Annotated in this window: 9 protein-coding genes; 4 read left to right on the top strand and 5 right to left on the bottom strand. The window is 52.2% G+C overall.

Going from position 1 to position 13,419, the window contains the following annotated elements; all coding sequences use genetic code 11:
- The first annotated feature begins 3 nt into the window (after positions 1-3).
- A complete protein-coding gene (locus OGV75_RS05335) occupies positions 4-798 on the top strand; it encodes a DUF2950 family protein (protein ID WP_181635942.1) in 795 nt (264 codons plus the stop codon).
- Between the two features lie 60 nt (positions 799-858).
- Here OGV75_RS05335 and traT read toward each other — a convergent pair whose 3' ends face one another.
- The 5 genes from traT to pdhR form a co-directional block, all read right to left on the bottom strand.
- Entirely contained in the window at positions 859-1,590 is a 732-nt protein-coding gene (gene traT / locus OGV75_RS05340) for a conjugal transfer complement resistance protein TraT (RefSeq protein WP_043018444.1), read from the bottom strand.
- Positions 1,591-1,785: 195 nt separating this feature from the next.
- Positions 1,786-3,210 carry a dihydrolipoyl dehydrogenase gene (gene lpdA / locus OGV75_RS05345; protein ID WP_016155701.1) on the bottom strand — a complete coding sequence of 475 codons (1,425 nt, stop codon included), beginning with the start codon at positions 3,208-3,210 and terminating at the stop codon, positions 1,786-1,788.
- Positions 3,211-3,385: 175 nt separating this feature from the next.
- Positions 3,386-5,278, bottom strand: coding sequence for a pyruvate dehydrogenase complex dihydrolipoyllysine-residue acetyltransferase (gene aceF, locus OGV75_RS05350; RefSeq protein ID WP_016151718.1), 1,893 nt, complete (start codon positions 5,276-5,278; stop codon positions 3,386-3,388).
- Between the two features lie 14 nt (positions 5,279-5,292).
- Positions 5,293-7,956, bottom strand: coding sequence for a pyruvate dehydrogenase (acetyl-transferring), homodimeric type (gene aceE, locus OGV75_RS05355; RefSeq protein ID WP_016151717.1), 2,664 nt, complete (start codon positions 7,954-7,956; stop codon positions 5,293-5,295).
- 162 nt (positions 7,957-8,118) lie between these two features.
- Complete coding sequence (pdhR, locus tag OGV75_RS05360) at positions 8,119-8,883, bottom strand: pyruvate dehydrogenase complex transcriptional repressor PdhR (RefSeq protein ID WP_003018699.1); 765 nt, start codon at positions 8,881-8,883, stop codon at positions 8,119-8,121.
- Between the two features lie 564 nt (positions 8,884-9,447).
- Between pdhR and aroP the strand changes: the two genes are divergently transcribed.
- The 3 genes from aroP (at position 9,448) to OGV75_RS05375 (ending at position 13,335) form a co-directional block, all read left to right on the top strand.
- Positions 9,448-10,821, top strand: coding sequence for an aromatic amino acid transporter AroP (gene aroP / locus OGV75_RS05365; RefSeq protein WP_085951098.1), 1,374 nt, complete (start codon positions 9,448-9,450; stop codon positions 10,819-10,821).
- Between the two features lie 157 nt (positions 10,822-10,978).
- Positions 10,979-12,385, top strand: coding sequence for a glycoside-pentoside-hexuronide (GPH):cation symporter (locus OGV75_RS05370; protein WP_016151715.1), 1,407 nt, complete (start codon positions 10,979-10,981; stop codon positions 12,383-12,385).
- Positions 12,385-13,335 (top strand): glycoside hydrolase family 43 protein, encoded by a 951-nt coding sequence (locus tag OGV75_RS05375; RefSeq protein ID WP_151222956.1) that lies wholly within the window; start codon positions 12,385-12,387, stop codon positions 13,333-13,335. Before OGV75_RS05370 ends, OGV75_RS05375 begins: the two co-directional genes overlap by 1 nt.
- The last annotated feature ends 84 nt before the right edge of the window (positions 13,336-13,419 follow it).

A 13,419-nucleotide genomic window follows, 5' to 3' on the forward strand; every position in this document is an offset into this window, starting at 1 on the left:
GACATGAAAAATAAACTACTCAGTGGAATGGTGTTATTCATGGTTTCGACCACCGCGATGGCACAGCAATCCTTCAGCACACCAGACCAGGCGACCGATGCCCTGGCAACCGCGATAAGCGAGCAGAATGAAAGCGCGATGAACAACCTGCTCGGGGAAAACTGGCGCGAGTTTCTGCCACCGGAAGGCGTCGATCCTGATGCAGTTGATCGCTTCCTGCGCGACTGGAAGGTCTGCCATAATACCGTCATCGACGGCAATACCGCACACCTGGTGGTCGGGGACAGCGACTGGCAACTGCCGATCCCGGTTGTTAAAACCGCTTCCGGCTGGCAATTTGATATCAAGGAAGCGGCTGAAGAGATCCTGACCCGTGAGATTGGGCGCAACGAACTTGCGGCTATTGAAGCATTACACGCCTATGTAGATGCTCAGCAAAGCTACTTTGCGATGAACCAAAAATACGCGCAAAAGATTGTCAGTTCTGAAGGGAAAAAAGATGGTCTGTACTGGCCTGTTTCGCCCGGCGAAGCGCCAAGCCCGCTTGGCCCGGCCTTTAGTCCGCAGGAGCCTGGCACGGGCTATCACGGCTATCGTTTCCGTATCCTTCCCGATAAAACCAGCGGCTTTGCGATGGTTGCCTGGCCCGTCAGCTACGATCACACTGGTGTTATGAGTTTTATGATTAACGGTGATGATAAAGTCTATCAGGCCGATCTCGGCGTTGATTCACAACAGAAAGCCGAGGCATTAACCGCATATCATCTGGATAAAAACTGGCAGCCCGTAGTGCCCTGAATGCCAGTCAAATAGTGAGTTGGCCGGGGAAGCGCCCCCCTCCGGCCAACTCACGAGAGATTACAGGATGTTAGCGACGGATTTCGCCAGCTGCGCTTCCAGAACCGGTTTCGCTTCTTCGAACTTCAGGTTCACTTTGTTGGCATTAGACACGACGCGGGTCTGGTATTTTGCGCGATCGCCCTGCGCGCTGCTGGTTTGCAGCTTGATACCGGACGTGCCCTGGCGCAGTGCGGCAACGTTATCCGTTGTCACTTTCGCTTTGCTGCGCTCAGAGATTTGCAGGTCAGTGACCATGGTGTAGTTCACGTCTTCTACCATGGCATCCGCGGCCATACCGATCAGCCCCGCCGCCAGGCCAACGCCCAGCGCCGCGCCGGAGGAGTTGCTGTTATAGGCAGTGATGCCCGCTCCCAACGCAGCCCCCACCGCTGCCCCTTCATAGCCGGTCTTCAGGAAGCCCTGAGCTTCACGCAGATCCATTTTGTCCGCTTTCAGTACGTTCGCCTGCACCCAGTAGTAAGCGCTGTCTGGTGAACTGGTCACTTTATAGCCCTTCGCAGACAGGTCGTTTGCCAGCAGGGTTTGCAGGTTGCTCATGTCTTTATCAGAAGTGTTTTTTACTTGAATGTAGACGGTCTTCTCGCTGGAAGGCTCCAGCCAGATGGTTTCACTCATCTGCGTTTTCACTTCGAGGTTACGTTTTTTAACGGCGGTGGTCATCGCGCCACAACCAGTCAGCGTCATTGTCGCGACAACCATGCCAACAACCGCGATTTTTTTTAAAGACATGTTATTTCCTTTTTTCGTGTAATAGAGAATCCAGAGCCTCTTAACCGCGCGGCCAGTAGCCACACAATGGCGAAAAAAGTATCGGCAGTTGCGCAATTTTTTTTAGTGGAAATATCAATAAGATGACTACCAGAACTGGTAGCTTTCAGGCAAAAAAAACGCCTCCGAAGAGGCGTTTTCACAAAAGCGGGAAGATTACTTTTTCTTCGCTTTCGGGTTTGGCAGGTCGGTGATGCTACCTTCGAACACTTCTGCCGCCAGGCCCACAGACTCGTGCAGAGTCGGGTGCGCGTGGATGGTCAGCGCGATGTCTTCAGCATCACAACCCATTTCGATCGCCAGACCGATTTCACCCAGCAGCTCGCCGCCGTTGGTACCGACAATCGCACCACCGATAACACGGTGAGATTCTTTGTCGAAAATCAGTTTAGTCATACCGTCTGCGCAGTCGGAAGCGATAGCACGACCAGAAGCAGCCCACGGGAAGGTGGCGGTCTCAAAGCTGATGCCTTTCTCTTTCGCTTCTTTCTCAGTCAGGCCAACCCATGCAACTTCTGGTTCAGTGTATGCGATGGATGGGATAACTTTCGGATCGAAGTAGTGTTTCTTACCGGCGATAACTTCAGCGGCAACGTGACCTTCGTGAACACCTTTGTGCGCCAGCATCGGCTGACCGACGATATCGCCGATAGCAAAGATGTGCGGCACGTTGGTACGCAGCTGTTTGTCAACGCGGATGAAGCCACGGTCATCAACTTCCACGCCAGCTTTGCCCGCGTCGAGGTTTTTGCCGTTCGGTACACGACCGATAGCCACCAGCACTGCATCGTAACGCTGAGCTTCAGCTGGCGCTTTTTTGCCTTCCATAGAAACGTAGATACCGTCTTCTTTCGCTTCAACGGCGGTTACTTTGGTTTCCAGCATCAGGTTGAATTTCTTGCTGATGCGTTTGGTAAAGACTTTAACCACGTCTTTATCGGCAGCCGGGATAACCTGGTCGAACATTTCAACCACGTCGATCTCTGAACCCAGCGCATGGTACACAGTACCCATTTCCAGACCGATGATACCGCCGCCCATTACCAGCAGGCGCTTAGGAACAGTTTTCAGTTCCAGTGCATCGGTGGAATCCCACACGCGCGGATCTTCATGCGGAATGAATGGCAGTTCGATCGGACGGGAACCCGCCGCGATGATCGCGTTGTCAAAGTTGATCACGGTTTTGCCGTTTTCACCTTCAACTTCCAGGGTGTTTGCCCCGGTAAATTTACCCAGACCGTTAACCACTTTCACTTTACGGCCTTTGGCCATACCCGCCAGACCGCCGGTCAGTTGAGTGATAACTTTTTCTTTCCAGGTACGAATCTTGTCGATATCGGTTTTCGGCTCGCCAAAAACGATACCGTGTTCAGCCAGCGCTTTGGCTTCTTCGATAACTTTTGCTACGTGCAGCAGCGCTTTAGAAGGGATACAGCCGACGTTCAGACAAACACCACCGAGGGTGCTGTAACGTTCTACGATGACGGTCTCCAGACCTAAATCTGCGCAACGGAAGGCAGCAGAGTAACCTGCAGGGCCTGCCCCAAGTACCACGACCTGAGTTTTGATTTCAGTGCTCATCATGACCTCTTAATTTATACCCGTCGTCCACCGGGTCGTTCTATCCGCCCGTATTTTACAAAATTGTTAACAATTTTGAAACAACAAACGGCAACCGATTTGTCTTTCGCACAATAACCTCACTGACTTCATGAGATTACCAGAAAAAAGCCGGCCGTCGGGCCGGCTTTTTCGCTTACATCACCAGGCGGCGAATGTCAGACAGCATGTTGTTGATGATGGTGATAAAGCGCGCACCATCAGCACCGTCGATTACGCGGTGGTCGAAGGAGAGCGAAATCGGCATCATCAGACGCGGCATAAACTCTTTACCGTTCCACACTGGCTCCATAGAGGACTTGGAGACACCGAGGATAGCCACTTCCGGCGCGTTCACAATCGGCGCGAAGTGGGTCGTGCCTAGGCCACCGATGCTGGAGATGGTGAAGCAACCGCCCTGCATTTCGCCAGCGGTCAGCTTGCCATCACGCGCTTTCTTGGAGATGGTGGTCAGTTCACGAGACAGCTCGGTAATGCTCTTCTTGTTCACGTCTTTGAAGACCGGAACAACCAGACCATTCGGCGTATCTACCGCAACACCGATGTTGATGTATTTTTTCAGGGTCAGACGCTGACCGTCTTCAGACAGAGAGCTGTTGAAGCGTGGCATCTGTTCCAGAGCGGCGGCAACGGCTTTCATGATGAAGACCACTGGCGTGAATTTCACATCCAGTTTACGTTTTTCAGCTTCGGCGTTCTGCTGTTTACGGAACGCTTCCAGATCGGTGATATCGGTCTTGTCGAAGTGAGTAACGTGCGGGATCATCACCCAGTTACGGCTCAGGTTAGCACCAGAGATTTTCTGGATACGACCCAGTTCCACTTCTTCGATTTCACCAAACTTGCTGAAGTCCACTTTCGGCCAAGGCAGCATGCCCGGAATACCGCCGCCTGCTGCTGCCGGAGCAGCTTCAGCACGCTTGATAGCGTCTTTCACGTAAGCCTGAACGTCTTCACGCAGGATACGACCTTTACGGCCAGAACCTTTCACTTTCGCCAGGTTTACACCGAACTCGCGCGCCAGGCGACGAATCAGCGGCGTTGCATGAACGTAAGCGTCGTTCTCAGCGAACTCAGATTTACCTTCCGCTTTCGCGGCCGGAGCTGCAGCTGGTTTAGCAGCCTGAGCCGGTGCAGCTGCAGAGGCTGGAGCAGCCGCGGCAGCTGGAGCGGCAGCAGGTGCTGCGCCTTCAACTTCGAAGATCATAATCAGAGAACCGGTTTTGACTTTGTCGCCGGTGCTGATTTTGATTTCTTTCACGGTGCCCGCGAACGGTGCCGGAACTTCCATCGACGCTTTATCGCCTTCAACGGTAATCAGTGACTGCTCAGCGGCAATTTTATCGCCCACTTTAACCATCACTTCAGTGACTTCAACTTCGTCACCGCCGATATCCGGAACGTTAACCTCTTTCGAGCCAGAAGCTGCCGGAGCCGCCGCTGCTGCTGGAGCTGCCGCCTGAGCCGGTGCTGCAGCAGGCGCTGCGCCTGCAACTTCGAAGACCATAATCAGAGAACCGGTAGACACTTTATCGCCCGTGTTGATTTTGATCTCTTTAACGGTGCCCGCGAACGGCGCCGGAACTTCCATCGACGCTTTATCGCCTTCAACGGTGATCAGAGACTGTTCAGCCGCAACGGTGTCGCCCACTTTAACCATAACTTCGGTAACTTCGACTTCGTCACCGCCGATGTCCGGTACGTGTACTTCTTTCGCCGCTGCCGCAGCAGGTGCTGCTGCCGGAGCTGCTTCTTTCTTCTCTTCTGCCGGAGCAGGTGCAGCGGCTGCTGCACCATCGGCGGAATCGAAAATCATGATCAGTTTGCCGGTCTCAGTTTTGTCGCCAACAGAGACTTTGATCTCTTTAACGATACCTGCCTGAGGAGACGGAACTTCCATAGAGGCTTTGTCGCCTTCTACGGTGATCAGCGACTGTTCAGCTTCAACTTTGTCGCCCACTTTGACCAGGATCTCGGTGATTTCAACTTCATCAGCCCCGATGTCCGGTACATTGATTTCGATAGCCATTATTCTTTTACCTCTTACGCCAGACGCGGGTTAACTTTATCTGCATCGATGTTGAATTTGATGATTGCGTCAGCAACCACTTTCTTATCGATTTCGCCACGTTTAGCCAGTTCGCCCAGGGCCGCTACAACCACATAAGAAGCATCAACTTCGAAGTGGTGACGCAGGTTTTCACGGCTGTCAGAGCGACCGAAGCCGTCAGTACCCAGTACGCGATAATCATCAGCCGGTACATAAGTACGAACCTGTTCGGCAAACAGTTTCATATAGTCAGTAGATGCCACTGCCGGAGCGTCGTTCATCACCTGAGCGATGTACGGAACGCGCGGAGTTTCCATCGGGTGCAGCATGTTCCAGCGTTCACAATCCTGGCCATCACGCGCCAGTTCAGTGAAGGAGGTTACGCTGTAAACGTCAGAACCTACACCGTAGTCGTTCGCCAGGATCTGTGCTGCTTCACGCACGTGACGCAGGATAGAACCGGAGCCCAGCAGCTGAACTTTACCTTTCTTACCTTCGAGGGTTTCGAGTTTGTAGATACCTTTACGGATACCTTCCTCGGCACCTGCTGGCATTGCCGGCATGTGGTAGTTTTCGTTCAGCGTGGTGATGTAGTAATAAACGTTCTCTTGTTTCTCACCGTACATACGCTCCAGACCATCGTGCATGATGACCGCAACTTCGTACGCGTAAGACGGATCGTAAGAGATACAGTTCGGGATAGTCAGAGACTGAATATGGCTGTGACCATCTTCGTGCTGCAGACCTTCGCCGTTCAGCGTCGTACGACCAGAAGTTCCCCCTACCAGGAAGCCGCGAGCCTGTTGGTCGCCTGCCTGCCAGCACAGGTCACCGATACGCTGGAACCCGAACATGGAGTAGTAGATGTAGAACGGAATCATCGGCAGATCGTTGGTGCTGTAGGAGGTCGCAGCAGCCAGCCAGGATGCGCCAGCACCCAGTTCGTTGATGCCTTCCTGCAGGATCTGACCTTTCTCGTCTTCTTTATAGTAAGCAACCTGCTCACGGTCCTGCGGGGTGTACTGCTGGCCGTTCGGGCTGTAGATACCGATCTGACGGAACAGACCTTCCATACCGAAAGTACGCGCTTCGTCAGCGATGATCGGAACCAGACGATCTTTGATCGACTTGTTCTTCAGCATCACGTTCAGGGCACGAACGAAAGCGATAGTGGTGGAGATTTCTTTGTTCTGCTCTTCCAGCAGCGCACCGAAGTCTTCCAGAGCAGGCAGTTCCAGCTTCTCGGTGAAGTTCGGCTGACGAGCAGGCAGATAGCCGTGCAGTTTCTGACGCTGAGCGTGCAGATAAGTGTGCTCTTCAGAACCTTCCGGGAAGGTGATGTAAGACAGGTTTTCAACCTGCTCATCGGTCACAGGAACGTTGAAACGGTCGCGGATATAACGCACGCCGTCCATGTTCATTTTCTTCACCTGGTGAGCGATGTTTTTACCTTCGGCGGTGTCACCCATGCCGTAACCTTTGATGGTATGGGCCAGGATTACAGTTGCTTTGCCTTTGGTTTCCTGCGCTTTCTTCAGTGCAGCGTAGACTTTCTTCGGATCGTGACCACCACGGTTCAGAGCCCAAATCTGCTCGTCAGTCCAGTCAGCAACCAGGGCTGCGGTTTCCGGGTATTTACCGAAGAAGTGCTCACGTACGTATGCGCCATCTTTGGATTTAAAGGTCTGGTAGTCGCCGTCAACGGTTTCGTTCATCAGTTGGATCAGTTTACCGCTGGTATCTTTACGCAGCAGCTCATCCCAACGACCGCCCCACATGACTTTGATAACGTTCCAGCCAGCGCCCGCGAAGATGCCTTCCAGTTCGTTGACAATCTTGCCGTTACCGGTGACCGGACCGTCAAGACGCTGCAGGTTACAGTTGATAACAAAGACCAGGTTGTCCAGTTTCTCACGGGTCGCGATGGTGATAGCACCCTTAGATTCTGGCTCATCCATTTCGCCGTCGCCCAGGAAGGCGTAAACGGTTTGTTTAGAGGTATCTTTCAGGCCACGGTGTTCCAGATATTTCAGGAACTTAGCCTGGTAGATTGCACCGATTGGGCCCAGACCCATAGATACGGTCGGGAACTGCCAGAATTCCGGCATCAGTTTCGGGTGCGGGTAGGAAGACAGGCCTTTGCCATGTACTTCCTGACGGAAGTTGTTCATCTGCTCTTCAGTCAGACGACCTTCCAGGAATGCGCGAGCGTAGATGCCCGGAGAGATGTGGCCCTGGAAGTAAACCAGATCGCCGCCATCCTGCTCGTTGCGTGCACGGAAGAAGTGGTTGAAGCAAACATCATACACCGTTGCGGAGGACTGGAAGGATGCCATGTGGCCACCCAGCTCGAGGTCCTTTTTAGACGCGCGCAGTACGGTCATGATGGCGTTCCAGCGGATAGCAGAACGAATACGACGTTCCAGCTCCAGATTGCCCGGGTATTCCGGTTCATCTTCAACGGCAATAGTGTTTACATAATTGCTGGCCCCAGCACCTGCCGCTACTTTCACGCCGCCTTTGCGGGCTTCTGAAAGCAGTTGGTCGATCAGATACTGAGCACGCTCAACACCTTCTTCACGGATGACCGATTCGATCGCCTGTAGCCAGTCGCGAGTTTCGATCGGATCCACGTCATTTGGGAAACGTTCTGACATGGGGGTATTCCTTATCTATCTAATACGTTGAGTTATCTGGAACCTGTCCCATTACGTTCTCACCAGAGAGCGTAATAAGACAGGTTCTGCGTTTAGTTGCCGCGCCTTTCGATAGCGCTTGATTTACAACATCTTCTGGTTAACGTTCTGCCAGAAAAATCACTAATTCTTTCGTTGCTCCAGACGGCGTAAGGCGCGTTCACGACGGCTTTCCTCACGGCTCCTGTCCAGCAGAATCTCTTCGATAAACGCCAGGTGACGGTGAGACGCTTCACGCGCTTCTTCAGGCTTTCCGGCGATAATTGCTTCAAAGATGCGGGTACGGTGACTGCTCACCAGCGGCAGCATCTCGCGACGCGCATACAGCAATTCGAAGTTTTGCCGAACGTTCTGGGCCAGCATCGGCTCCATACACCTTAGCAAATGGAGCAGCACCACATTATGTGCCGCTTCGGTGACAGCAATTTGATACTGGAGTACCGCGTCAGATTCGCCGTCAAGATCGCCGGACTGTTGAGCAAGCTCGATCGCATGGTGGAGTTCACGGATACGCGTTTTGTCTTCATCCGTGCTGCGCAGTGCAGCGTAATAGGCTGCAATACCTTCCAGCGCATGGCGCGTCTCAAGCAGGTCAAACTGGGATTCAGGATGGTCGGAGAGCAGCTCTACCAGTGGGTCGCTAAAGCTCTGCCACAGGCTGCTCTGAACAAAAGTGCCACCGCCCTGACGACGAAGCAGTAACCCCTTCGCTTCAAGGCGTTGGATCGCCTCGCGTAAGGAGGGGCGGGAGACGTCGAACTGTTTTGCCAGCTCGCGTTCCGGTGGGAGTTTTTCTCCGGGGCGAAGTGTCCCCTCAAGAATTAAAAACTCCAGCTGCTGCTCAATCACATCGGAGAGTTTTGGTTGGCGGATTTTGCTGTAGGCCATGATTTCCTGTCTTAAGCCATTTGCCCGGAGTCAATTGGTCTTACCAATTTCATGTTCTTGACGCTAAAGTAACAAAGTATTCACCTTCTGTCCATACAGGTTTTGATTGAAATCAGTAAAGGGGGCATATTTTAACAACATTACAGAAATAACGTTTCAAACATGTAACTATGTACAAATGTTAAATTTACCCACCACGGGGTAGTTTTAACGGAATTGAAACGAAAAAATATCTCATCTGAACCGATTCACCTGATTATTTATCGACACATTAGCCATAATTAGTGAATAAAAATTCAAAATGGAAATTTTGTGGTAGATAAACTCGCATTTACAAATGGTTTCTTTTTATTCAACTCGTCATCTTGCCCGCATAAAGCAGGTGCATTCGCGCTCGCATATCATTATTCTGATCAAGACAAAAGCATTGAGGCAACATTTTATCTAAAGCATCTGTAAACAAATAAATACAACAAACGGAATTGCAAACTTACACACGCATTGCTGCGTAGTTCAAAAAATAAGTACTCGAAATATGAAGAGTAAAACCACACACGAGGTTTAATGATGGAAAGTCAACAGCATGGCGATCAGCTCAAGCGCGGTCTTAAGAACCGCCATATACAGCTAATCGCGCTGGGTGGCGCGATTGGTACCGGGTTATTTCTCGGTAGCGCATCCGTTATCCAGTCTGCAGGACCGGGTATTATTCTGGGTTACGCAATTGCCGGCTTTATCGCCTTTTTGATTATGCGTCAGTTAGGTGAAATGGTAGTTGAAGAACCGGTTGCAGGCTCCTTTAGCCACTTTGCTTATAAATACTGGGGCGGTTTTGCGGGCTTCTCTTCTGGCTGGAACTATTGGGTACTGTACGTCCTGGTTGCCATGGCTGAACTGACTGCCGTAGGTAAATACATCCAGTTCTGGTATCCGGATATCCCCACCTGGGTTTCTGCTGCAGCCTTCTTCGTGCTGATCAACGCCATCAACCTGACCAACGTGAAAGTGTTTGGGGAAATGGAGTTCTGGTTCGCCATTATCAAAGTCATTGCCGTGGTTGCGATGATTCTGTTCGGCGGCTGGTTGCTGTTTAGCGGCAACGGCGGCCCGCAGGCCAGCGTCAGTAACCTGTGGAGCCAGGGGGGCTTCCTGCCGCACGGCTTCACCGGTCTGGTGATGATGATGGCTATTATTATGTTCTCTTTTGGTGGGCTGGAGCTGGTCGGGATCACCGCAGCTGAAGCCGATAACCCGGAGCAAAGCATTCCCAAAGCAACCAACCAGGTTATCTACCGTATCCTGATTTTCTATGTAGGTTCGCTGGCTGTTCTGCTTTCCCTGATGCCGTGGACGCGCGTCACGGCTGATACCAGCCCGTTTGTCCTTATTTTCCACGAGCTGGGCGACACCTTTGTTGCCAATGCTCTGAACATCGTAGTGCTGACCGCTGCCCTTTCTGTCTATAACAGCTGCGTATACTGCAACAGCCGTATGCTGTTCGGTCTGGCACAGCAGGGCAACGCGCCAAAAGCGCTGATGAACGTCGACAAACGCGGCGTACCGGTGAACACCATTCTGGTCTCCGCGCTGGTTACGGCTCTGTGTGTACTGATCAACTATCTGGCACCGGAATCCGCCTTTGGCCTGCTGATGGCGCTGGTGGTTTCCGCACTGGTGATCAACTGGGCAATGATTAGCCTGGCGCACATGAAGTTCCGCAAAGCCAAACAGCAGCAAGGCGTTACCACCCGTTTCCCGGCGCTGCTCTATCCGCTTGGTAACTGGGTATGTCTGATTTTCATGGCTGCAGTGCTGGTGATTATGCTGATGACGCCGGGCATGGCGATTTCGGTGTACTTAATCCCGGTATGGATTGCCATTCTTGGCATCGGCTATTTGTGCAAACAGAAAACCGCCAAAGTAGCTAAAGCGCATTAATTCTCCCTCCCCCACCTGCATCAGGTGGGGGTTGTTACCTGCCTCACACTTTCCCACTCACGACTGTTTCGTCCATATCACTGGCGTTATCCTGCAACGCAAAAACACCTCTGCCAGACAATAATTATCTCCATATCTTATTAATGGAGTGCAGTTGATGGAAACCAGTAAGCTCACGGTGAAAGAAAAGATCGGCTATGGAATGGGCGACGCCGGATGCAACATCATCTTTGGCGCCATCATGTTGTTTGTTAACTATTTTTACACAGATATTTTTGGTCTGGCACCGGCCCTGGTCGGCGTGTTACTGCTCTCAGTACGCGTTATAGATGCCGTTACCGACCCTATTATGGGCGCGATGGCCGACCGCACCCGCAGCAAATATGGTCGATTTCGTCCATGGCTTTTGTGGATGGCTTTCCCATACGCATTATTTAGCGTACTCATGTTTACCACCCCTGAGTGGACATATAACAGCAAAGTAATCTATGCGTTCGTCACCTACTTCCTGCTCTCTATCACCTATACGGCGATCAACATCCCTTACTGCTCGCTCGGCAGCGTCATCACTAACGATCCAAAGGAACGTGTCGCCTGCCAGTCATATCGCTTTGTGTTGGTAGGAATTGCAACCCTGCTGCTCTCCCTCACCTTGCTGCCAATGGCGGACTGGTTTGGCGGGGAAGATAAAGCTAAAGGCTATCAGATGGCGATGGCAGTGCTGGCCTTCATCGGCATGTGTATGTTCCTGTTTTGCTTTGCAACCGTCCGTGAGCGCGTACGTCCTGCCGTCCCGACTAACGACGATTTAAAAGCCGACCTGAAAGACGTATGGAAGAACGATCAGTGGGTAAAAATCCTGCTGTTAACCCTGTGCAACGTCTGTCCGGGCTTTATTCGCATGGCTGCCACCATGTACTACGTAACCTGGGTTATGCAGCAAAGCACGCAGTTCGCAACGCTGTTTATCAGCCTTGGCGTTGTGGGCATGATGATCGGCAGCATGCTGGCGAAGGTGCTGACCGATCGCTGGTGCAAACTGAAAGTCTTCTTCTGGACCAATATCATCCTGGCGATTTTCTCCGGCGCGTTTTACTTCTTCGATCCTAAAGCCACCATGATGATTATGGTGCTTTACTTCCTGCTCAACATTCTGCATCAGATCCCATCCCCACTGCACTGGTCGCTGATGGCGGATGTCGATGATTACGGCGAGTGGAAAACCGGTAAACGTATCACCGGAATCAGCTTCTCCGGCAACCTGTTCTTCCTGAAACTGGGCCTGGCGATTGCCGGAGCGATGGTTGGTTTCCTGCTCTCCTGGTACGGCTACGACGCAGGGGCGAAAGCGCAAAGCGACTCCGCCATTAACGGTATTATGCTGCTGTTTACCATCATACCGGGTGTAGGCTACCTGATTACCGCAGGCGTAGTTCGTCTGCTGAAAGTTGACCGCGAGTTTATGCAACAAATCCAGACAGATTTAGAAAAGCGCCGCGCCAACTACCGTGAACTGAATGAGTACCACGATATAAAAACGACTGAAAACGTAAGGAAAGCCTAATGAATCAGTGGCCAAACCCCTTTATTGAACAGCGTGCCGACCCGTTTATTTTACGTGACGGTAGCCACTACTATTTCATTGCTTCAGTACCCGAATACGATCGCCTGGAGATCCGCCGGGCGGACTCGCTGGAAGGGTTACGCACCGCCGTCCCGGTTGTCGTCTGGCGCAAACCAGAAAACGGCCCCATGAGCCAGTTGATCTGGGCACCTGAGATCCATCATCTGGCAGGCAAGTGGTACATCTATTTTGCCGCCGCCCACACACAGGCGCTCGACAAGCTGGGGATGTTCCAGCACCGTATGTTTGCGCTCGAATGTGCAGACGCCGATCCGCTGACCGGCCAATGGACAGAGAAAGGGCAGATTAAAACGCAGTTTGATACCTTCGCGCTCGATGCCACCACCTTTAACCATCAGGGAAAACAGTGGTATCTGTGGGCGCAGAAATCCCCCGATATCGCCGGAAACTCCAATATCTATCTCGCCGAACTGGAAAATCCATGGACGATTAAAGGCGAGCCGGTAATGCTCAGTCATCCAGAGTATGACTGGGAATGCCGGGGTTTTTGGGTCAACGAAGGCCCGGCCGTCATGGTTCACGGCGATAAGCTGTTTATCAGCTATTCCGCCAGCGCCACCGATGAGAACTACTGTATGGGATTATTGTGGATTGATCTCAATGCCGATCCGCTCAACCCGCAGAACTGGCACAAATCGCCGCACCCGGTCTTTACCACCAGCTACGAAAACCGCCAATACGGGCCGGGGCACAACAGCTTTACGCAAACGCCGGAAGGTGAAGATGTGCTGGTGTACCACGCGAGAAATTACACTGAAATCGAGGGCGATCCGCTGTACGACCCAAACCGCCACACTCGTCTGAAGCTGGTGCGCTGGAACGAAAACGGGATGCCAGATTTTGGCATCCCACCTGCTGATACGCTTTGAAAGATTGGCCCGCAAGCACAAAGCGACCGGGCCAATTTTTTTCCTCGACGGATAAGCGCAGCGCCATCCACCAATAATAATGGC

It is taken from the genome of Citrobacter sp. Cb028 (assembly GCF_030336705.1).
Lineage (GTDB): Bacteria > Pseudomonadota > Gammaproteobacteria > Enterobacterales > Enterobacteriaceae > Citrobacter > Citrobacter braakii.